This is a genomic window from Roseibium sp., from assembly GCF_048260565.1.
Lineage (GTDB): Bacteria > Pseudomonadota > Alphaproteobacteria > Rhizobiales > Stappiaceae > Roseibium.
Genome location: NZ_JBLXGP010000001.1, coordinates 913,860 through 933,315, shown reverse-complemented (window position 1 = coordinate 933,315; position 19,456 = coordinate 913,860). Strand labels below are relative to the sequence as shown.

Here is a 19,456-nt window from a genome sequence, read left to right as displayed (position 1 = left end):
AGGGGGATTGGAGAGACGCTGAGATAGCCTTCAGCCGGGCTGACACGGGAGGAATTTCAGTATGACGTTCGATTACAAACGGCTAACCGGGACCGTATTCGCAGGCCTGCTGGCTCTGTCCGCCGGGGCAGGGGGCGCGCAGGCCGATGACATCAAGATTGCCCATGTCTACGGCAAGACCGGGCCTTACGAGGCCTATGCCAAACAGTCCCATGTCGGGCTGATGATGGGTCTTGAGTACGCCACCGACGGTACCATGGAAGTCAATGGCAACAAGCTGGTGGTCATCGAGAAGGACACCCAGCTCAAGCCGGATATCGGCAAGGCTGCGCTGGCTGAAGCCTTTGGCGATGACGAGGCGGATATCGCCGTCGGACCGGTCTCCTCCGGTGTCGCTCTGGCGATGCTTCCGGTGGCCGAAGAATACGAGAAGGTGCTGATTGTCGAGCCGGCGGTTGCCGACAGCATCACCGGCGAGAACTGGAACCGCTATATCTTCCGCACGGGCCGCAACTCGTCCCAGGATGCGATTGCGAACGCAGTCGCCCTCGGCGGGGAAAACGTGACAATTGCCACGCTTGCCCAGGACTATGCCTTCGGCCGCGACGGCGTGGCGGCCTTCAAGGAAGCGTTGGCCGGGACCGGTGCCAAGCTGGTGTTCGAGGAATACGCTCCCACCGACACCAAAGACTTTACCGCCAGCGCGCAGCGGGTCTTCGATGCGCTCAAGGACGAACCGGGCCGCAAGTTTCTGTTCGTGATCTGGGCCGGCGGCGGTAATCCGATCGGCAAGATCAAGGCCATGGATCCGGACCGCTACGGTGTCGAGATCGCCACGGGCGGCAATATCCTGGCGGCCATGAAGGCCTTCAAGGAACTGCCGGGCATGGAAGGTGCGACCTACTACTACTACGACATTCCGAAGAACCCGGTGAACGACTGGCTCGTTGCCGAACACCAGAAGCGCTACGATGCGCCGCCGGATTTCTTCACCGCGGGTGGCATGTCTGCGGGTATCGCGATTGTCGATGCGCTGAAGAAGGCCGGTTCCACCGATACCGAAGCGCTGATCGCTGCTATGGAAGGCATGGAATTCGAGACGCCGAAGGGCAAGATGATGTTCCGCAAGGAAGATCACCAGGCGCTGCAGTCCATGTATCACTTCAAGATCAAGGTGGACCCGAATGTCGAATGGGGCATTCCGGAACTTGTGCGTGAGCTCAAGATCGAAGACATGAACATCCCCATTCGCAACCAGTAAGATCAGCGTTCGGGGGAAGATCATCCAACCCTTTCCCCGAGCGCCCATCCCTTGAGACCGGCAACGATTTCCGCTTCCTGGTGATGCGGCATAAACGGAACGGCATAAGGGAGCGTATTCGGCTTTATCCAACCACGAATGCGTTTCCGAAAACCGGTTCAGCCTGATGTCTCTAGGGATGGGCCCTTATTGAGCCCCATCGGCCACGACCTATCACAACAAGCAACAGGCCGGACTCGTGACCAGCGAACATCCCATTCTCGAAACGCGCGATCTGACCATCCGTTTCGGCGGTCATGTCGCCGTCGATCATGTCAGTTGCGCGTTTCAGCGCGGCACGCTGACCGCCATTGTCGGTCCGAACGGCGCCGGCAAGACAACCTATTTCAACCTGATTTCCGGCCAGTTGAAGGCTACCGCCGGCAAGGTCATCCTGAATGGCGCGGATATCACCCGGGTATCGGTTCCCGAACGGACCGACCGCGGGATCGGCCGGGCGTTTCAGTTGACCAATCTGTTTCCATCCCTGACCGTTCGGGAAAACGTCCGCCTCGTGGCCCAGGCGAAAGCCGGCCAGGGCTTCGACATGATGTCGATCGCGGAAAGCCATGTGGAGCTGATCGAGCGGGCCGAGCATGTGCTGGCGGAGGTCAAGCTGATCGATGTGGCCGATCAGGTCGTGGCGGTGCTGCCCCATGGCGACCAGAGGAAACTGGAGGTGGCGATGATGATCGCCCTCGGTCCCCAGGTTCTCATGTTCGACGAGCCGACCGCCGGCATGAGCGTCGACGAAGTACCGGTGATCCTGGATCTGATCAAGACGCTGAAGCAGGACATGGATCGCACCATTCTGCTGGTGGAACACAAGATGGACGTGATCCGCTCGCTCGCCGACCGGATCATCGTTCTGCACAACGGAGCGTTGGTGGCCGACGGCGAACCGGCCGAAGTGATCGCCATGCCGATCGTGCAGGAAGCCTATCTCGGCAAGGCACCGGAGGCCGCATGATGTCCGAACCGCTTCTCCAGCTCTCAGGCGTGCATACGCATATCGGCCCCTATCATATTCTGCAGGGGGTGGATCTGACCGTTCCCAAGGGCGGGGTTTCCGTTCTGCTCGGCCGCAATGGCGCCGGCAAGACGACCACATTGCGCACGATCATGGGACTGTGGACCGCAAGCAGCGGATCGATCACCTTTGAGGGCAAGGACATCACCCGGCTGGAAACGCCTTCGATCTCCCGGGCCGGTATCGCATTCGTTCCGGAAAACATGGGGATCTTCACGGAACTGACCGTGGCGGAGAACATGACCCTGGCTGCAACCAGGGGACCGATCGATCCGAAAAGGCTTGCCTGGATCCAGGAGCTGTTCCCGCCGATCGGCACCTTCTGGAATGCGTCCGCAGGCAATCTGTCCGGCGGTCAGAAACAGATGCTCGCGGTCTCGCGGGCGATCGTAGAGCCGCGTGTCCTGATCCTCATCGATGAACCGACCAAGGGTCTCGCGCCGGCGATCATCAACGCGATGACCGACGCACTGAAGGAACTGAAAGAAACGGAGACGACCATCCTTTTGGTCGAACAGAATTTCTCCATGGCGTCGAGCGTCGGCGACACGGTTGCCGTCATGGACGACGGCAGGATCATTCACGACGGGGACATGGCGGAAATGGTTGCCGACAAGGATCTGCAAGAACGGCTCATGGGTCTGAGCCTGGAGGCGCATCAATGAGCGACGCAGCGATCAAGCCGCGCATCGAGAAGGCGCCTCTTGGCGAGCGCGTGATCGAAAAGCTTCCCGTCATGCTGGTTCCCGCGCTTGCGCTGCTGGGGCTGATTGCGGTCGGCAATCCGGCGACCTGGCTGACGCTGACCGTCGCCGGCCTCGCCATGGGGCTGATGATCTTCATCATGGCCTCGGGTCTGACGGTGGTCTTCGGGCTGATGGACGTGATCAATTTCGGCCACGGCGCCTTCATCTCGGTTGGCGCTTTTGTCGGCTTTACCGTCCTGATCTGGCTGGGGGGGTGGACGTCTGCGCCGAGCGTCTTCCTCAATCTGTCTGCCGTTTTCATCGCAATCCTGGTGGCAATGCTTGCGACCGCGGTCATGGGCTATGCGTTCGAGCGGGTGATCGTCATGCCGGTCTATGGCGAACACCTGAAACAGATCCTGGTGACCATGGGTGGTCTCATCGTCGCGCAGCAACTGATCTATGTCTTTTGGGGTCCGGACGAGATGCATGTGGCGCGGCCGGAAAGCCTGCAGGGCTCGTTCGTCATCGGAGAAGCGGCGGTCGAAAAATACCGGCTGGTGGCCGTCGGGATCGGCCTCGTCCTGTTTCTCGCCATGCGCTACGTGCTGAAATCCACCAAGATCGGCCTGCTGGTGCGCGCCGGCGTCGAAAACGGCGAGATGGTCGAGGCGCTCGGCTACCGGATCCGGCGCCTGTTCCTGATGGTCTTCATGGCCGGGTCCGCGCTTGCCGGCCTCGGCGGTGTGATGTGGGGCCTCTACCAGGAGACGATTACGGCCCACATGGGGCAGGAAATCATGGTGCTGGTGTTCATCGTCGTGATCATCGGCGGGCTCGGGTCCGTCGAAGGCTGTTTCATAGGTGCGCTGCTGGTCGGCCTGTTGTCGAACTACACCGCCTTCCTTGCGCCCAAGGTCGCGCTGGTTTCGACCATCGGCCTGATGGTGGTCATCCTGATGTGGCGGCCCCAGGGGCTTTACCCCGTCGTCAAGGCGAAGTGAGGAGATCGCCCATGCTCACGAGATTGCTCTCCGGCGACAGACCGCGAAGCCGGGTCCTGACGCTCCTGCTTCTGGCGATCGTCATTTCGCTCGCCTTTGCGCCCTTCCTGTTTCCGGGTACAAAATCCCTGGAGACAGCGGCGCGGATATGCATCTTCATCGCGCTGGTCGCGAGCTACGATCTGCTGCTCGGGTATGCGGGGATCGTGTCCTTCGCCCATACGATGTTTTTCGGCATCGGTGCCTACGGAACGGCGCTGGCCTTGTCGGTAACCGGGCCGAGTTTCATGTCGATCCTGTGGGGTACGGCCGCGGGTGCCGTCGTCGCCGCGATCTTTGCCTTGGCAATCGGTCTGTTTTCGTTGCGCGTCAAGGCGATCTTCTTCGCCATGGTGACGCTTGCGGTCGCCAGCGCCTTCGCGGTCCTGGTCTCGCAGATGTCCTGGCTGACCGGTGGCGAGGACGGTCTCAACTACAAGATCCCGCGTGTCCTGACGCCGGCCTTCAAGCCGATGAAAGCCAAGATCTTCGATGTCCGGATCGACGGGAAGCTGCTCGCATATTATCTGATCTTCTTTGCCTCGGCCTGCCTGTTCCTGGTGATGCTGCGCATCGTCAATTCTCCGTTCGGACGGACCCTGCAGGCGGTTCGGGACAATGCGTTCCGGGCGGAGGCCATCGGCTACCGGGTCGTCTGGTACCGGACGACGGCGACGGTGCTCTCGGCAGTCATCGCCGCCCTTGCGGGATCGCTGCTGGCCATCTGGCTGCGTTACACCGGGCCTGCGACCACGCTGTCCATGGAGATCATGATCGATATCCTGCTGATGGTGGTGATCGGCGGTATGGGCACGCTTTATGGCGCGGTGTTGGGCGCTACGATCTTCATTCTGGCGCAGACTTATCTCCAGGAACTGATGGGCGTTGCCTCCGACGCGACCAGCTTCATTCCCTTCGTGTCCGACCTGATTGCCGCGGATCGCTGGTTGCTGTGGCTCGGCGTGCTCTTCATCCTGTCGGTCTATTTCTTCCCGACGGGAATTGTCGGCCGGCTGCGGGCTTCGCGCGGATGAGTGAAACGGGTCTCCATGTCCGGGTAGACGAGGGGAGTGGTCCACCGCTTGTCCTTCTGCACGGCTGGTCGTGCCATGGCGGATTCTTCGATCCTCAGATAAAGGCCTTGTCGGACAAGGTCCGCTTGCTGGTGCCGGATCTGCCCGGTCACGGGGAAACCGGCTCGCGGCTGCCACTGACGATCGAAGCGGCCGCCGACGCCGTGTCGGAGCTGATTACAAACCGAAACCTGTCCGCGGTCACCTTGTGCGGCTGGTCCATGGGCGCCCATGTCGCCTATTCTTACGCCGAGCGTCACGGCACCGATGGCCTTCGGCAGATCGTTGCCATCGACATGTCGCCCAAGGTGCTGAATGCGCCGGACTGGCCGAACGGCTCTCTCGGAGGCCTTGATGCCGGGCGTAATGTCCATGTTCTGGAAGCCATGGTGCCTGACTGGCCGAAGCTCGCGCCCAGGGTCGCGGAGCGTATCTTTGCCCGAGAGCTGGTACCGGATCCGGAGCTTCTGGCCTTTGCCAGGCAGGAAATCGGAAAGGCCGATCCGAACCTGCTCAGGCCCATGTGGGCATCTCTGACCGCACAGGATTTCCGGTCGTTTCTGGCTCGGCTCGATATCCCGCTTTATCTGGCATTCGGGGCAAGGAGCGCGCTCTATGGGGCAGGGGTGCATGACTGGCATGCAGCCCATGTACCAGACGTCAGTTTGCGCGTTTTCGACCAGTCGGGGCATTGTCCCCATCTGGAAGAGGCCGTCGCCTTCAATACCTGGCTGACAGGTTTACTGGGCAAAGCCGGACAAGATGGCGAATTCGCAGCACCCTTCCGAACTTGAGTCTTACGCCTTGCCGACGTCCTCCACGTAGACGAGCGCGCGGCCTTCGCAGACGCGGGTGCCGTTTTCGGTCACGCAGACGGTCTCCAGATCGACGAGATGCTTTTCCGGACGCAGCCGTGTGATGGTCACAGACGCGGTCAGGGCCTCGCCGAGGGGCGCGTCCGCGAGAAAGCGCATGTCCTGTTTCAGGTAGTTGGTACCTGGGCCGGGGAGCTTCACCCCGAGCAGATAGGAAAACAGCGCGCCGATCAGCGGCCCGGGCACCGTTTGCGGCACGTCGCCATCCAACCCTGCCTGACGGGCGAAATCGGTCATGTCCGTACCGGTATAAGTCCGGGTGACCTTCTTGGTTTGTCCAACTTCGAAATTCATTGAACGTCTCCGGAGATAAGGCATTCGCCCGAGAGGGTCACGAGTCCATTCGCTTTGCGGCTCACCTCGACCTGAATTCTGTTCGGATCGTCCGAGGAGGGGCAGAGACGGAACAGCAGTTCCTCATCGGCGTATGACGGATTGGGAAACATCAGCGATTGCATGGTGTGGTGCGCGCCGGGCCAGTGCTTGCGCAGGAGGCCGTAGACGCGGGAATAGAGCAGCATGCCGTGGGAGACCGTGCGGCCGAATCGGGTGCTTGCCGAAAAGGCCGGGTCGACGTGGATCGGGTTGTCGTCACCGGAAAGCCGGGCGAAATCGTCGAAATCCTGCTGGGTCGGGACCCAGTGCTCCTCGATTGCTGGATGGGGTGCGTTCAACGGACGGTCTCCGGTTCTTTGTCGAGGGTTTCCTTGAGGATGTTCTTGCGGACCTTGCCGGCGGCAGTACGCGGCAGGTCATTCGCCACCTGGAAACTTTTCGGGATCTTGTAGGGGGCGAGCCGCTCGCGACACCAGGCCGTCAGGCCTGCGGTGTCGATGGTTGTGCCCGGACGTTGGACCAGGAAGGCGGCGCCGACCTCACCCCATTTTTCGTCTTCGACCCCAATGACGACGGCCTCGAGGATCGCCGGATGGGTGGTCAGGACCTTCTCCACCTCGGCGGGATAGACGTTTTCTCCACCGGAAATGTACATGTCCTTGATGCGGTCGACGATGTAGTAGTAGCCGTCTTCGTCGCGGCGGGCGACGTCGCCCGACTTGAGCCAGCCGTCCCCGGTGAAGGCGGCTTCAGTTGCTTCCGGATTGTCCATATAGCCCGGGGTGATACCAGGTCCTCGCAGCTGCAACTCGCCTTCGCCCGCGCCCTCCACAATCTTGCCATTTGCATCTTCAAGCCGGACTTCGGACAGGATCTGTGCCTTACCGACGGAGCCGATCTTGTCCGCCGCATTTTCCGGATCCATCAGGAAGACGGTCGGACCCGTCTCGGTCATGCCCATGCCATTGCAGATGGTTGCGCCACGATCCAGGAAATCGGTCAGCAGGTGGGCCGGGACCGGCGCGCCGCCGCAGCCGAGGGATTTCAGCCTCGAGAAATCGACGTCGTCGATGCGCGGGTGCAGTGCGAGCGCCTGATAGATCGCGGGAACGGCGAAAAAGGATGTGAGTTCGCCCTTCGCCAGGAGATCGACAACCGCATCGGCATCGAACTTGGACAAGACGTAGGACAGACCGCCAAGCAGGAAGAGGGGCAGGGTGGGCAGGTTGATGCCGGCGGTATGGAAGAGCGGCAGATAATTGACGCATCGGTCGGCGCCGGAGAGGCCGGTTGCCTGGGAGTAGTTGATCGTGTTCGCCCAGGCCATGCCTGCGGTCTGGATGACCGCCTTGGGCATGCCGGTGGTACCGGAGGTGAACAACAGATACCACGGCGCGCTTGCGGCGATGCGGCCATCGCCAACCGGATCGGGCGATGCTCCGATAATCAACGAGTCCAGACCGTCGGCTTCCTTCGACCCAAATGCGTAACGCGGAAGATTGAGGGTATTTGCCAGGTTCAGAGCGGTTTCGCGAAACTCGTCGTCATGAATGATCAGCTTGGCCTTGGAAAGCGCAAGGATCGGTTCCAGTTCCGCTTCCGGCTGACGCCAGTTCAAGGGGACAAGAATGATCCCGGTCTTCTGGGCGGCAAACAGGAGGACGAAGAAGTCGGCCCTGTTAAGGCATAGGACAGCGATCCGGTCGCCGTTCTGCGCGCCCAAGGACAGGAGCGCGTTGGCGGTGCGGTTGGCGCGATCGTTGACGTCTGAAAATGTGAACTTCGCCCCCGTGTCATGGTCGACGAAGGCGGTTTTATCCGGCGACAATTCGGCTCTTTTTGCCGCCATGTCCGTAAGCCATTCCATCATGTCCTCCCAACACGGTTTTGGAGCGGCAGCTCGTTTTCTTAAGGTGTTCCGGTAAAGCGTTTCATGCCCTCAAGGGTATCGGGAGCGATGACGCGCTCCAGAAACCAGCGTTTTTCCTGATCCAGCCGTTTGCGAACGGCCGCAATGCGGGTTTTGTCCCAGACGTTCGCCCGCGTGGCCTTGAGGGTGTTTGCGTTCATGCCGGCGATGGACGCTGACCAGGCGTCGATCTGGCGCTCGAGACCGCTTTCTGAAACGACCGCATTGGCAAGACCAAGGCGCAGGGCATCGTCGGCTGTCAGCCGGGTATTCAGGTATTGAAGCTCCAATGCCTTGGCCGTGCCGATCCGCTCCGGCAAGAGCGCGGTCCAGCCACCGTCCGGGCCGAAACCGACCACACCGTAATAAGGCTGCAGAAAAGCGCTTTCGCTCATGGCAACGAGATCCGCCGCGAGAACAAGGCCGAGTGAGCCGCCGGTGACCGGTCCGTTGACGGCGGCAAGGACAGGCGCGGGAAAATCCAGAAGGTCGATTATCGCGTCATTAAGCGCACCGACGATACGGTCCGAATAGGCAAGCAGCTCGTCCGGGTTTTCCGCATGCGCCATGAAACCGCCGATGTCGCCGCCGGTTGAAAAACTCCGGCCCTCGGCGGACAGCACCAGGGCGTCCGGACTGACGCCACGCGCAAGTTCCAGACAGCTGCGCAGGTCGTCCAGGAGCCCAGGTACCAGCGCGTTGTGCCGCTCCGGACGGTTCAGCCGGATGCTGGCGATGTTCCGGTCATGGGAAAACTTTACGAGCGAAGACATGGGCAATTACGGCTTCAGACCGTTGACGATCAGGTCGTGGGCGGTTTCGACGACGTCTTCTACCGGGGTCTTGTCTCCCCAGATGACCGCCCGTTCGCCGAGCGAGCGGGAAATGCCCATTAGTGCCCATGCCCGGGTATCGGCATCGCCTGGTTTGATCTGGCCGGCCTTGACGGCCGATTCGAGTCCGTTTCGATAGCCTTCGGCGAAGGTATGGTAATAGGCGTGATAAGCTTCCGGGTCGACGAAGAGCGCCTCCTGGATGATCCGGTAGAGATCCGGGTGGGCGCGGATGAACTCCAGGAAGGCGGTCAGGCCGGCCTTTTCCGCATCTAACCGGTTTTCGATATTCTGGGTCGCCTCGCTGAGCGCGCGCCGGACCAGCCGCCCCATTTCAAGAACCAGCTCGGAAAAGACTTCGTCCTTGCTCTTGAAATAGATGTAGAATGTGCCCTGGGCGACGCCGGCCTCCCGGGTGATGAGGCCGATGGATGCTTCGTTGAACCCACGCTCGCCGATGACACGTTCGGCAGCGGACAGGATCGCCTTTCGTGTCGCTTCGCCACGGGCGGTCTTCGGCTGGATCTGTCCGTTCGACTGGTCGGTCCCGGTGCTTGTTTTTCGCGCTGTTTTTGCCAAGGCCTGACTCCGGACATGCGTCTAAATGAAACATGAATCAGTATTCATATTCAGGCCGAGGATGCAAGCACTCCTTTTGTTGCAGCGCGTTAGCGGTTCGATGCTCGGGGGGAGCCGCGCCACCAATCCAGGGGCTATGAGTGGGTGCTTAGGTTGGTCCTATCATGAGCCGTTTCGAATATCGGACCAGGTCCGGGCAATGGCCGGCCAGAACGTTACCGCGGTCTGATACATTTTTTCGGCAGCGGACGGATCGACAAAGGACGCGATCGCAGTCTTGTAGCTGTCTCTCATTTTGGAGCGCTCCAGCCAATCAGCGACTTCGGGGAACTCGTCTTCCCACAATCCACTCATCGCAAGGCGATCGAGCCGGTCGATATAGGCGAGAAGTGCAATATCGGCGAGGCCGTAGTCTGGGCCACTGACCCAGTGGTACTGCGCCAGCATGGCCGCCATGTCTGCAAGTGCGGACCTCATTTCCCTCAAGGCCGCTTCGACGTGGAGGGAATCGACGCCGTTCTCCAGAAGATCGCGCCGCTTCTCCCTTGAGATCGGGTTCGGCATTTGCCTGAGCATGGCTTCAAGCTGTTCCGGCGTCTTGCCGGCCATCTGCCTGGCGCGCAGAACGGTTGCGAAACTCAGGGAATTGATGGCGCCGTGGATGGCGAGACACCGGAGCAGCCAGAGCTTTGTTTTGGCCTTCAATTCCGGATCTCGTGGCATCAGTTTGCCGGCGTTATAGGTTTCGTCCAGGTATTCGAGGATCAAGCTCGATTCAATCACCACCGTTCCGTCGTCGACCAGAGTCGGGACGACCGCGTTGGGATTGAGTTTCAGATAATCGGGATCGAACTGGTCCCCGGTCATCAGATCGAGCAGGTGGCCTTCGTATTCGAGCCCGATCTCAGCAAGGCTGAGACGTGCCTTCTGGGAACAGACGCTGGTGGCGCCGTGATAGAGGGTCAGCATGGGTCCGATCCCCGGATTTCAGAGGTAGTGACAGGATTGTACCTGTGTGAAAGGCCGCAGCAATTAAGTGCCCGCTGCGGCCATGCGGGGGTTTTTCGTCAGGTTTGATCGCTGCTGCAACGAAGGATCAACGGCGGGCGTATCTGCCGACGATGCTGGTCGCGCCCAAGGTATGGCCGTCGACTTTCTGCTTCAGTGTCGGCCAATCCATCCCTGCTTCCAGGGCGCCGGGTTCCAGATCCAGTGCCAGCAGCATGAATTCATAATGGTGCGGAACATCACCGACATCCGGGCACGGCCCAAAATAGGCGGTCTTGCCGATCGAATTCTTGCCGCCGGTCGACCCTTCCGGAACAGAGTTTTCAGCGAGCCCTGTCGCGTCACCTGGAATGTTGTAATGCAGCCAGTGGATGACGCCCTGTCCATGACGGCCAACGTCATCCATGGTTACGATCGCGAAGCTCTTGGTTCCGACCGGTGCATTGGTCCAGTTCATCGCGGGCTGGATGTTTTCACCATCGCAATTTCGCGGGCCGCCTTTCGCTGCATGGCGGCTGTCGATGATCTGGCCGTCTGAAAAGGTTTTCGATGTAACTTCAAAGCCTGCGCCGGCGTGCGCGGCCAGCGGAAATCCGACCGTAAATCCGATCCCGAGCACCAGTTTCCGAATATTCATTTTCATCTTTTCCTCCCTCTTATTTTCCCATGCCGAGGCTTTGGTATTTGATGAATTCCAGCATGTCCGGCCCGAGCGTTTCGTCGCCGGTGCCTATGTGCTCGACGATGGAAATGTGATTGTGTCCGACGGCGGTGGACAGGACGGGGAGGTGTCCGTCACGCTCGAACAGGGCCTGGACAAGCTGACCGGCCTGGGACTGCACCAACGGGATATCGTATTGGGAGACGGCCACCATGATGGGCACGGTCCGGCCGTAAAGTTTGTTGATGTAGGACCGTTCCGCGAACGTGGACTTATCGGTGCCGTAGTAGAGAGCATCGCGCTGCGGGTCGATTTCGTGATCGGTCAGGTTGGCCGTCGGCGGGGAAATCAGGATGAGCCCGATCAGGCCGTCGTTTTCGATCTGGTAGCTTTCGTACAGAGCATATGCTGCCACGTGTGCAGAACCGGCTGAGTTTCCGGCAAGAACCACATTGGCGGGATCGCCGCCGTGAATGGCCGCGTTGTCCCTGACCCAGGACATGACGTTTGCAACGTCTTCGGGTCCCGATGGCCATTGGCTGTCGGGGGCGAAGCGGTAGTTGATTACGATCGTGACCACCCCATGCTTTGCGAAATAGGTGCCGATATTGGCGGCACCGGCCTTGTCGCCGCGTACGAAACCGCCGCCATGGGCGAAAATCATGATTGGTTGACTGCCGTTCGCATCCTCCGGCCTGTAGACATCAAGCACGTTTCGTTCTGCCGGGCCGTATGTCTGATCGGCCACTTTTTCGATGCCGCCGGTTTTCGTCTGCGCGTGGAGGGGCCCGTAGATCTTCATGGTCGCGCCGACGGTTTCCCGCGTCAGCTGGTTGCCGAGGTCATGGAGGTTTTTGGCGATATCCGGCGTTTCCACCACCTGGGCAGAAGCCACATGGGTCGTTGCCAGAATGGCCAGCGCGGCCAGAGGCGTGAGATAGCGTTTCATCTTGCGTTCCCTCCCTTTTGCCCGGCGGAAGAAATGCCCGCCGGTCCTTTGACGCTTAGAGACGCAGGAGCGCCTTTGCGTTCTGATGGCAGACCTTCGCGCGTTCCTCGTCGCTCAAGGGCGCAGCGTCGATCCACCTGCCTGCCTCCTCCGGCCGTTCGAACGGATAGTCGACCGAGAACATCACGCGATCGACGCCCATGGCATCAATGGCGCAGCGCAGCGGTTCATCGGAACAGACGCCTGCGGTGGTGCACCAGATGTTGCGGTGAAAATAGTCCGAGGGCCTCATCTCGAGCCGCTTGCTTCCCCGGTTACTGATCTCCCAGCGGCTGTCGAACCGCCAGAGCTGGTAGGGCAGGGTCTCGCCCATGTGGCCGAGGATCAGCTTGGCCTTCGGGAACCGGTCAAAAACGCCACCGAAGACCAGACGCAGGGCATGGTTGCCGGTCTCCACCGTCCAGGACCAGACCGGCCCAAACAGTTCGGAATGGCCGTGGTACATATAGGGCACGTCCGGCGGATTATAGGGGTGGATATAAACCGGTGCTTCCAGGTCGGAAGCCCTTTCCCAGAAGACGGAAAAGCGGTCGTCGTCCAGATAGGCGCCGTTGGTCTGACCGTTGATCATCACGCCGGAAAAACCGAGTTCCCTGACGGAGCGTTCCAGCTCGTCTGCTGCTGCATTCGGGTCCTGCATGGCCAGATGGGCGAAGCCGCCGTAGCGGGTCGGGTTCTTCGCGATTTCGGCGGCAAGGAAATCGTTGCATTCACGCGCCTTGCGGATGGCAACTGCTGTGTCGGTTTCGGCCTGCACGCCGGGGCCGGACAGGGACAGGACGGCTTTTTCGACGCCGATACTGTCCATGTTGGCAATCCGCATCTCGCCGAAATCCTGCAAGGCGTTCAATGCTTTGCCAAAAAGTTCCGGACTGATGTTGATCGACGTCTTGTTGAAATAGTCGATGAAACCGGGCGCCATGAAATGTTCTTCAAGCGCGATCTTTGCAACAGGGTTCGTCACGGAACGTTTCCTCTAGTCGATTTCGAAAAGTTTCTTTTCGGTCTTGTGCAGACAGGCGCCCGGACCGTCCGAGCCGATCATGTAGTTGTCGCAGATCACCGCGAAGACGGTGCCGTCGTCGTAGCCGGGGTGAACCGCAAGACACATGTTTTCGGCGAGGGCCATGGTTTCGTCGCGCCGGATCAGCGGCCGCTCGACCATGTCGACGCCCTGGCCGTGGGCATAAAGCCGGCGTTCGACCGGCAGGCCTCGCGCGGCCATCCAGTCATCGTGCTTGGCGGCGACTTCCGCAGCCGGGACACCCGGTTTCAGCAGGGAGAGATTGTAATCCTGCGATTCCCTGACCGTGGCAAAGGCGTCTTTCAGCGCCTGGGTTGCCTTACCCAGTACCATGGTGCGGGCGATCTCGACATACATGCCGCCGGGACCGTTGACCTCGATCAGCATGGAGAAATGCTCGCCCTTTTGGATGGTCCGGCCCTGCAATTGCCGGGGCGCAAAGCGCGATGGAGACCCAAGGGGCGCGGAAGTGCCGAGGAAAATGCCCTGATCGCTGCCGAGGCGATGGGCTTCGGCCTGGGCGAAACTGGCGAGATCAACGTCCCTGAGGCCGGGCTTGATGTAGCCGCAGACGGCGGCAAAGACCTTGTCCTGCAGGTCTGCGACTTCGCGGATAAGGGCGATTTCCTCCGGGCTCTTGATTGCCTTGATCGTGTCAACCAGGTCTGTCGCGTCGGTGACTTCGACGGAGGATCCAAGTTGATCCTTGACCGCGGAGACAAGTGCGAAGGGAAGGGCGCCTGGTGTGAGGAGGCCGATTTTCTTCGGTGCGGTCCGTTTCAGCTCATCAACGAGCAGATCCGCGTCGTAGGTATTGGTGTAGCCGATGGAGACAAAGGACGGGGTGTTGACCAGCCTGCCGACCCCGCGATGGAGCGGATCATCGCCCTGAATGTCGCGGCAAGTGTCGAAGGAACCCATTTCGATCACGGTCATCGGCTTGTCGGCGTAGAACACGACGGTGCGCGGATAGCCGTTGGTGGCGGGAATATCGGTGAACCACCGGGCATAACCGCCGACCCAGTCGCTGGTGTTCTGCATGACCAGCGCATCGATGCCGTCCGCGCGCATCGCGGCGCGCACCGCCTGCCAGCGGCGTTCAAGCTCCGCGGTCGAGGTTTGGGATCGGTTGACCGGTCCTGTCATTTGGGAAAGCTCCTGCTAGCTGGGACGTTCAATGACGTTCTTGAGGGCGGCGGCTCCGCCCTTCGCGTAGGCATTCAGATTCTCGGCGACGATCGGCTGGGCCTGCTGGGCGTAGCAGTCCGACATGCCGCCGATATGCGGGGTGATAATCAGGTTCGGTACGGTCCAGAGCGGGCTCGTCTCCGGCAAGGGTTCGGTATTGAAAACGTCGAGCCCGGCGCCGGCGATCTCACCGCTGTTCAGGGCGTCGACAACTGCGTCCTGATCGACACATCCGCCGCGGGCAATGTTGATCAGATAGGCGCTCTGCTTCATGGCCTTGAGCACATCGGCGTTGACGATGTGATGGGTCTCCGGGCCGTAGGGCACGATGACGACGAGGAAATCGGCCTCCGCTGCCGCCTCTGCAATCCGGTTGCGTTTGAAAATGCGCGCAAAGCCGTCGACCTCCGACCGGCCGTCGGAAACGCCCGTTACGCGCATGTCGAACGCATTGCAGCGGACCGCCAGTGCCTCCGCGATCACTCCGAGGCCGACGATGCAGACCGTCTTGTCCTGCAGGAGCGGCTGCGGCCATTGCTTCCAGGCGGATGCCTGCTGGTTGGCGATCATGGCCGGAAACTGCCGGGCGAGGGACATCATCATCAGGACTGCAAGTTCCGACATCTGCGGACCGTGCATCCCCCTCGTATTGGTGATGACCACATCGGAAGCGAGTTCCGGCATGTGGAGCAGATGGTCGACGCCGGTGGTCAGCGCCTGAACCCATTTGAGCTTCGGCATCGCCTGGATCATGTCGACCGGGATGAAAGGCGCCAGTCCGCACAGGATTTCCGCATCTGCGGCCACCTTAAGCGCTTCGTCGACGGTGACCGCAGGCAGGAAGGCATATCCGGGACACTGTTGTGCAAGGGTCTCGCAGTACCACTGCGCATCCGGGTCGAAGATCAGGACTTGTGTTTTGGCCATGATTTGCCTCGGTCAGTAAAGCGCTGCGGGCAGCCAGAGCGCCAAGCCCGGCAGCAGGAACAACAGCAGGATGAGGAAGACCGGCGCGATCAGAAAGGGCGCTATGCCGGAATAAAGGGCCCTGAGGCTGACTTCGGGAGCCTGAGCCTGGATGATGAACAGGTTCATGCCGACCGGCGGGGTGATCAGTCCGAGTTCGACGACGATGACGACCAGCACGCCGAACCAGACCGGGTCGTAGCCGTAGCTGGTGATGATCGGCAGGAATACGGGCACGGTGATCAGCACCATGCCGATCCCTTCCAGGAAACAGCCAAGGATGATGTAGAGGATGATGATCAGGGTCATGATCATCAGCGGACCGAGCCCTATTGCCTGAGCGGTCTCGATCAAAAGGTTCGGCAACCGGGTCTGGACCACGAAATTGGCGAACATCGACGCGCCAATGATGATCATGAACAGCACCGCGCTGGTGATGGTCGTTGTACGCAGGGCCCGGATCAGGCTTTCGACGGTCAGCCGGCGGCTGAGAAAGCCGATGACGATGGCGGCGAAGGTCCCGACGCCGGCGGCCTCGTTCGGGCTGAAGATCCCGCTGTAGATGCCGCCGATGGTAACGATGAACAGCAGATAGAACTGCCAGGGTTCAAGCGACGCCTTCAGCCGGTCGCCGAAGGATACCTGATCGGCGGCCGGAACCTGACCGGAAACCCTATGGGCGACGAACAGCGCGATCGCCGCATAGAGCACCAGCAGGACGATGCCGGGGATCATGGAGGCGGCGAAGAGCTTGGGGATCGACTGTTCGGCGATCGCCCCATAGATGATCAGAATGATCGACGGCGGGATGAGAATGCCGAGCGTTCCGCCGGCGGCGACGGAGCCGGCGGAAAACGCATCCGCATAGCCCGCCTTGCGCATTTCCGGCATGGCGATCCGGGTCATGGTTGCCGCAGTCGCAACCGACGAGCCGCAAATGGCGCCGAAAGCCCCGGAGGCGCAGATCGTTGCGACCGACAGACCGCCACGCAATCCGGACATGATGACCCGGGCAGCAGAGAAAAGCTCGGACGAGAGCCGCGAAGAGGTTGCGATTTCGCCCATCAGGACGAACAGCGGGACGACGGACAGGCCGTATTTGGAGGCCATGTCGAATGTGGTCGACCCGGCCATGAACTGGGCGACCTGAATGTTCGACAAGGCTGCATTGCCGACGATGCCGCAAATGGCGAGCGCCAGCCAGACCGGAGTACGCAAGAACAGGAGGACGAACATGATCGCGATGAACAGCAGTCCGACAATCGAAGCGCTCATTTCGATGGCCCCTTGTTCGCCGGGTAGGCTGGACTTCTGGAAAGTCCGCCGAACAGGTTCAGGATGGAGGCGAGAACACCGCCTGCCATGCCGCCGAGCGCGATGACCCAGACGATCCAGACCGGCAGGTTCAGTTCCAGTTTCAGGTCGCCGTACAGGTAGGCCTGTCTCGCCGGGTCGATCATCGACAGGAGCATGAAGCCGAGGATCACGGCGGACAGAAGGTTGGAAAACCGCCTGAGAAATTCCACGAACCCGGGTGGAACCAAATGATCGATCAGGTCGATGATGATTTCATGCCGCCCGGCGATCACGGCCGGAAGGCCGTAGAAGACACTGATGACAAGCAGGATCTCGACACCGTCATAGGCCCCGGTCAACGGCTTGTTGATGGCAAACCGCATGGCCACGTCCGCCACGATGACCAGCATCATGAGAAACAGGGCGGTCATGGCTATTGCGAGCAGCGCACGCAGTATCGCATCCGAAAAACGGTTCAGTCCGGACATTGAATCCACTTTACCTGTTGTCGAAAGTTAATGGGAAGCCGGAAACCGGCTTCCCGTGCGCTGAGCCTATTTCGTGTAGGCGTCGTAGAATGCGCGTCCGGGCTTGCCGGATTCATCGACCGCATTGATCGAAGCATCGATTATAGGTGTCACGATTTCGGTCAGTTTTTTCACCTGACCATCGTCGAGGGTGACGATGTCGATGCCGTGATCAACAGCATACTGGCGGCCCTTGGCTTCGCCTTCGTCCCACATGGCACCGAAAGTGGCGGCGCGGGCAGGGCCGGTCGTTTCCATGATGAGCTTCTGTAACTTCTCAGGCAACGCATTGAAGGAAGTCTCATTCATGACCACGGCGAACGTTGCCGACGCCATCCCCGGTTCCAGAGAATATTTCACCACCTGGCCGAGATCGAACGCCATGACGGCTTCGAAGGGGAAGGTTGCGCCGTCGATGACACCCTTCGCCATGGCTTCGGATACTTCGCCGGGCGGGACCGGCATAGGGGAAGCGCCCAGGCTTTCGATCATCTGCTGAAAGACCTTGCCGGCGTAGCGGATGCGCAGACCCTTAAGGTCATCGAGCGTTGCCGGCTTCTTGTCTGCGAGATTGATCTTCAGCGGAGGGGTTACCGCCATCCAGAGGATCTTCGTGCCCGGATGTTCGGCAGCCAGGTATTCCGGTGCGAGTTCGGTCAGCCGTTTGGACGAAACCGCGCTGTTCGACCCTTCCGAAGGATAGGAAAGGGGCATGGCCGCAAGCCCGGTCATGGGAAACCGGCCCGGAGTGGCGGCATGCAGCACCACGGAAATGTCAGCAGCGCCCGAGGCGGCGAGATCATACTGCCGCGGAGCCGGGCCAAGCTGACCGGCAGGAAACAGGTTGATGGTGAGTTCTCCACCGGACTTTTCCGCTAGCTCTTCCCCCCATTGGGTCAGCATGCGGTTAAAGGCATGTTTCGGCGGCAGAAAGGTCGATACTTTCAGGGTTTCTGCAGATGCGGATGCGATCGAGGCGACGCCGACAGCGAGCGCAATGCCCACTTTACAGATAAAGGCATGTTTCATGTTTTTCCTCCCACAGTGCCGTTTTTCAGGTTCGGTTATTTTTGTTCTCAACCTGATTTGCGATACACGTGTACCGTATCGTAGAACTTTTGAGATTGTCAATTTGTTTTGCCGGAAATGGCATGAAAAACGTACGTTTTATCAGCGTTTTCACCCAGGCAAGACAGCATGCGTCGGACAACTCATGCGTGGAAAGAAACGCATAAGGGAAGACCGATCAGAGTGATTTTCTTTTCGAAGCAAATGGTCGGGAAAATCAGGTTTTTCCGATGACCTCGAGCCGGGCGAGCTGGTCGAGCGTCTTCAACAATTGCGCGACCAGCTTGGCTTCGGTCAGATTGAAACGGGAGCTTGGGGTCGGGATCGACACCGCGTAGATTTCGCCCTGGCGATCGCCGAAGGCTGCGCCGACCGCCGAGATACCGTCCGTATGCTGATCGCGATCGAAGGCGATCCGAGTGTTGCGGATATCCTCGATCTCGGCGAGGAAGGCATCCAGCTTCTTCGGATCCTCGGCAATTTCAGGCGCTTCACTCGCCATCAGCTTCATGATCCGGCCCTCATCCATAAGTGCCAGGCATGCTTTGCCGTTCGCGGTGTCGAAGAGGGGGAAACTTTCGCCGACGAAGGAGACCGTACGCAGGCGATGGGTTCCGGGGATCTGGTCGATGAAGATCAGACGCTTTCCGCGCTGAACGGCCAGGTCGACCGTTTCGCCGGTGGCCTTGGCCAGTTCCACCAGATAGGGGCGGAGGATCTCGCCCATGTCAATGCGCGCGGATTCCGCCAGAGATGTGATTTCCGGGCCGAGGCGGATGCCGCGGCCCGGGCTGGCCGCAATCACCATATGCTCGGCCTGCAAGGCACCGACGATCCGCTGAACGGTCGATCGCGGGAGCCCGACCCTTTCGGCGATCTGCCCGAGGCTGAGGCCGTCGTTCTCGTTTCGAAGGCTGCGCATGATCGCGACCGCGCGCGCAATCACCTGCACGCCGGATCTGGAATCGTCGGTGTCTTTTGTCTTGCCAGCCATCGTCATCACTTCTTTATCGTTCTTGCGCCGATCTCCTTAGCATGCCAGCCC

General features: G+C 60.3%; 21 protein-coding genes. 6 read left to right on the top strand and 15 right to left on the bottom strand.

Annotated elements, in window-relative coordinates; genetic code table 11:
* Nucleotides 1-61 precede the first annotated feature (61 nt).
* From ACN0SO_RS04255 to ACN0SO_RS04230, 6 genes are all read left to right on the top strand, one after another.
* Nucleotides 62-1,261 carry a substrate-binding domain-containing protein gene (locus ACN0SO_RS04255; protein WP_417674841.1) on the top strand — a complete coding sequence of 400 codons (1,200 nt, stop codon included), beginning with the start codon at nucleotides 62-64 and terminating at the stop codon, nucleotides 1,259-1,261.
* 238 nt (nucleotides 1,262-1,499) lie between these two features.
* A complete protein-coding gene (locus ACN0SO_RS04250) occupies nucleotides 1,500-2,270 on the top strand; it encodes an ABC transporter ATP-binding protein (RefSeq protein ID WP_417674839.1) in 771 nt (256 codons plus the stop codon).
* Entirely contained in the window at nucleotides 2,270-2,995 is a 726-nt protein-coding gene (locus ACN0SO_RS04245; protein WP_417674837.1) for an ABC transporter ATP-binding protein, read from the top strand. Before ACN0SO_RS04250 ends, ACN0SO_RS04245 begins: the two co-directional genes overlap by 1 nt.
* Nucleotides 2,992-4,020 carry a branched-chain amino acid ABC transporter permease gene (locus ACN0SO_RS04240; RefSeq protein ID WP_417674835.1) on the top strand — a complete coding sequence of 343 codons (1,029 nt, stop codon included), beginning with the start codon at nucleotides 2,992-2,994 and terminating at the stop codon, nucleotides 4,018-4,020. Before ACN0SO_RS04245 ends, ACN0SO_RS04240 begins: the two co-directional genes overlap by 4 nt.
* 11 nt (nucleotides 4,021-4,031) lie before the next feature.
* Nucleotides 4,032-5,093 carry a branched-chain amino acid ABC transporter permease gene (locus ACN0SO_RS04235; protein WP_417674833.1) on the top strand — a complete coding sequence of 354 codons (1,062 nt, stop codon included), beginning with the start codon at nucleotides 4,032-4,034 and terminating at the stop codon, nucleotides 5,091-5,093.
* Nucleotides 5,090-5,926: an alpha/beta fold hydrolase gene (locus ACN0SO_RS04230; protein WP_417674831.1), complete on the top strand. Its 837-nt coding sequence runs from the start codon at nucleotides 5,090-5,092 to the stop codon at nucleotides 5,924-5,926. The genes ACN0SO_RS04235 and ACN0SO_RS04230 overlap by 4 nt, the downstream gene beginning before the upstream one ends.
* Nucleotides 5,927-5,929: 3 nt before the next feature.
* Here ACN0SO_RS04230 and ACN0SO_RS04225 read toward each other — a convergent pair whose 3' ends face one another.
* The 15 genes from ACN0SO_RS04225 to ACN0SO_RS04155 form a co-directional block, all read right to left on the bottom strand.
* Entirely contained in the window at nucleotides 5,930-6,301 is a 372-nt protein-coding gene (locus tag ACN0SO_RS04225; RefSeq protein WP_417674829.1) for a phosphate acetyltransferase, read from the bottom strand.
* Nucleotides 6,298-6,681, bottom strand: a complete 384-nt coding sequence (locus ACN0SO_RS04220; protein ID WP_417674827.1) for a MaoC/PaaZ C-terminal domain-containing protein — start codon at nucleotides 6,679-6,681, stop codon at nucleotides 6,298-6,300. Before ACN0SO_RS04220 ends, ACN0SO_RS04225 begins: the two co-directional genes overlap by 4 nt.
* Nucleotides 6,678-8,210, bottom strand: a complete 1,533-nt coding sequence (locus ACN0SO_RS04215; RefSeq protein WP_417674825.1) for an AMP-binding protein — start codon at nucleotides 8,208-8,210, stop codon at nucleotides 6,678-6,680. The genes ACN0SO_RS04220 and ACN0SO_RS04215 overlap by 4 nt, the downstream gene beginning before the upstream one ends.
* 41 nt (nucleotides 8,211-8,251) lie before the next feature.
* Nucleotides 8,252-9,025 (bottom strand): enoyl-CoA hydratase/isomerase family protein, encoded by a 774-nt coding sequence (locus ACN0SO_RS04210; protein WP_417674823.1) that lies wholly within the window; start codon nucleotides 9,023-9,025, stop codon nucleotides 8,252-8,254.
* A gap of 6 nt (nucleotides 9,026-9,031) precedes the next feature.
* Nucleotides 9,032-9,664: a TetR/AcrR family transcriptional regulator gene (locus ACN0SO_RS04205; RefSeq protein WP_417674821.1), complete on the bottom strand. Its 633-nt coding sequence runs from the start codon at nucleotides 9,662-9,664 to the stop codon at nucleotides 9,032-9,034.
* 162 nt (nucleotides 9,665-9,826) lie between these two features.
* Nucleotides 9,827-10,633 carry a glutathione S-transferase family protein gene (locus tag ACN0SO_RS04200; RefSeq protein WP_417674819.1) on the bottom strand — a complete coding sequence of 269 codons (807 nt, stop codon included), beginning with the start codon at nucleotides 10,631-10,633 and terminating at the stop codon, nucleotides 9,827-9,829.
* A gap of 127 nt (nucleotides 10,634-10,760) precedes the next feature.
* A complete protein-coding gene (locus ACN0SO_RS04195) occupies nucleotides 10,761-11,315 on the bottom strand; it encodes a YbhB/YbcL family Raf kinase inhibitor-like protein (RefSeq protein ID WP_417674817.1) in 555 nt (184 codons plus the stop codon).
* A 13-nt stretch (nucleotides 11,316-11,328) separates the two neighbouring features.
* Nucleotides 11,329-12,282, bottom strand: coding sequence for an alpha/beta hydrolase (locus tag ACN0SO_RS04190; RefSeq protein ID WP_417674815.1), 954 nt, complete (start codon nucleotides 12,280-12,282; stop codon nucleotides 11,329-11,331).
* 55 nt (nucleotides 12,283-12,337) lie between these two features.
* Nucleotides 12,338-13,306 carry an amidohydrolase family protein gene (locus tag ACN0SO_RS04185; protein WP_417674813.1) on the bottom strand — a complete coding sequence of 323 codons (969 nt, stop codon included), beginning with the start codon at nucleotides 13,304-13,306 and terminating at the stop codon, nucleotides 12,338-12,340.
* 12 nt (nucleotides 13,307-13,318) lie between these two features.
* Complete coding sequence (locus ACN0SO_RS04180) at nucleotides 13,319-14,512, bottom strand: M24 family metallopeptidase (RefSeq protein WP_417674811.1); 1,194 nt, start codon at nucleotides 14,510-14,512, stop codon at nucleotides 13,319-13,321.
* A 15-nt stretch (nucleotides 14,513-14,527) separates the two neighbouring features.
* Nucleotides 14,528-15,481 (bottom strand): D-2-hydroxyacid dehydrogenase, encoded by a 954-nt coding sequence (locus ACN0SO_RS04175; protein ID WP_417674809.1) that lies wholly within the window; start codon nucleotides 15,479-15,481, stop codon nucleotides 14,528-14,530.
* A 12-nt stretch (nucleotides 15,482-15,493) separates the two neighbouring features.
* The gene (locus tag ACN0SO_RS04170) at nucleotides 15,494-16,795 is read right to left on the bottom strand and encodes a TRAP transporter large permease (protein WP_417674807.1); all 1,302 of its coding nucleotides are present in this window, start codon (nucleotides 16,793-16,795) and stop codon (nucleotides 15,494-15,496) included.
* Nucleotides 16,792-17,304 carry a TRAP transporter small permease gene (locus ACN0SO_RS04165; protein WP_417674805.1) on the bottom strand — a complete coding sequence of 171 codons (513 nt, stop codon included), beginning with the start codon at nucleotides 17,302-17,304 and terminating at the stop codon, nucleotides 16,792-16,794. Before ACN0SO_RS04165 ends, ACN0SO_RS04170 begins: the two co-directional genes overlap by 4 nt.
* A 66-nt stretch (nucleotides 17,305-17,370) precedes the next feature.
* The gene (locus tag ACN0SO_RS04160) at nucleotides 17,371-18,372 is read right to left on the bottom strand and encodes a TRAP transporter substrate-binding protein (protein WP_417674803.1); all 1,002 of its coding nucleotides are present in this window, start codon (nucleotides 18,370-18,372) and stop codon (nucleotides 17,371-17,373) included.
* Nucleotides 18,373-18,628: 256 nt separating this feature from the next.
* A complete protein-coding gene (locus ACN0SO_RS04155; RefSeq protein WP_417674801.1) occupies nucleotides 18,629-19,405 on the bottom strand; it encodes an IclR family transcriptional regulator in 777 nt (258 codons plus the stop codon).
* Nucleotides 19,406-19,456: the final 51 nt, after the last annotated feature.

Excerpts from the sequence above, each read along its gene's own strand:
- ACN0SO_RS04170 (WP_417674807.1), bottom strand. The coding sequence starts at position 16,795 with ATGAGCGCTTCGATTGTCGGACTGCTGTTCATCGCGATCATGTTCGTC.
- ACN0SO_RS04235 (WP_417674833.1), top strand. The coding sequence starts at position 4,032 with ATGCTCACGAGATTGCTCTCCGGCGACAGACCGCGAAGCCGGGTCCTG.
- ACN0SO_RS04255 (WP_417674841.1), top strand. The coding sequence starts at position 62 with ATGACGTTCGATTACAAACGGCTAACCGGGACCGTATTCGCAGGCCTG.
- ACN0SO_RS04240 (WP_417674835.1), top strand. The coding sequence starts at position 2,992 with ATGAGCGACGCAGCGATCAAGCCGCGCATCGAGAAGGCGCCTCTTGGC.
- ACN0SO_RS04210 (WP_417674823.1), bottom strand. The coding sequence starts at position 9,025 with ATGTCTTCGCTCGTAAAGTTTTCCCATGACCGGAACATCGCCAGCATC.
- ACN0SO_RS04180 (WP_417674811.1), bottom strand. The coding sequence starts at position 14,512 with ATGACAGGACCGGTCAACCGATCCCAAACCTCGACCGCGGAGCTTGAA.
- ACN0SO_RS04195 (WP_417674817.1), bottom strand. The coding sequence starts at position 11,315 with ATGAAAATGAATATTCGGAAACTGGTGCTCGGGATCGGATTTACGGTC.
- ACN0SO_RS04230 (WP_417674831.1), top strand. The coding sequence starts at position 5,090 with ATGAGTGAAACGGGTCTCCATGTCCGGGTAGACGAGGGGAGTGGTCCA.
- ACN0SO_RS04200 (WP_417674819.1), bottom strand. The coding sequence starts at position 10,633 with ATGCTGACCCTCTATCACGGCGCCACCAGCGTCTGTTCCCAGAAGGCA.
- ACN0SO_RS04225 (WP_417674829.1), bottom strand. The coding sequence starts at position 6,301 with ATGAATTTCGAAGTTGGACAAACCAAGAAGGTCACCCGGACTTATACC.
- ACN0SO_RS04245 (WP_417674837.1), top strand. The coding sequence starts at position 2,270 with ATGTCCGAACCGCTTCTCCAGCTCTCAGGCGTGCATACGCATATCGGC.
- ACN0SO_RS04155 (WP_417674801.1), bottom strand. The coding sequence starts at position 19,405 with ATGGCTGGCAAGACAAAAGACACCGACGATTCCAGATCCGGCGTGCAG.
- ACN0SO_RS04175 (WP_417674809.1), bottom strand. The coding sequence starts at position 15,481 with ATGGCCAAAACACAAGTCCTGATCTTCGACCCGGATGCGCAGTGGTAC.
- ACN0SO_RS04215 (WP_417674825.1), bottom strand. The coding sequence starts at position 8,210 with ATGGAATGGCTTACGGACATGGCGGCAAAAAGAGCCGAATTGTCGCCG.
- ACN0SO_RS04160 (WP_417674803.1), bottom strand. The coding sequence starts at position 18,372 with ATGAAACATGCCTTTATCTGTAAAGTGGGCATTGCGCTCGCTGTCGGC.
- ACN0SO_RS04190 (WP_417674815.1), bottom strand. The coding sequence starts at position 12,282 with ATGAAACGCTATCTCACGCCTCTGGCCGCGCTGGCCATTCTGGCAACG.
- ACN0SO_RS04165 (WP_417674805.1), bottom strand. The coding sequence starts at position 17,304 with ATGTCCGGACTGAACCGTTTTTCGGATGCGATACTGCGTGCGCTGCTC.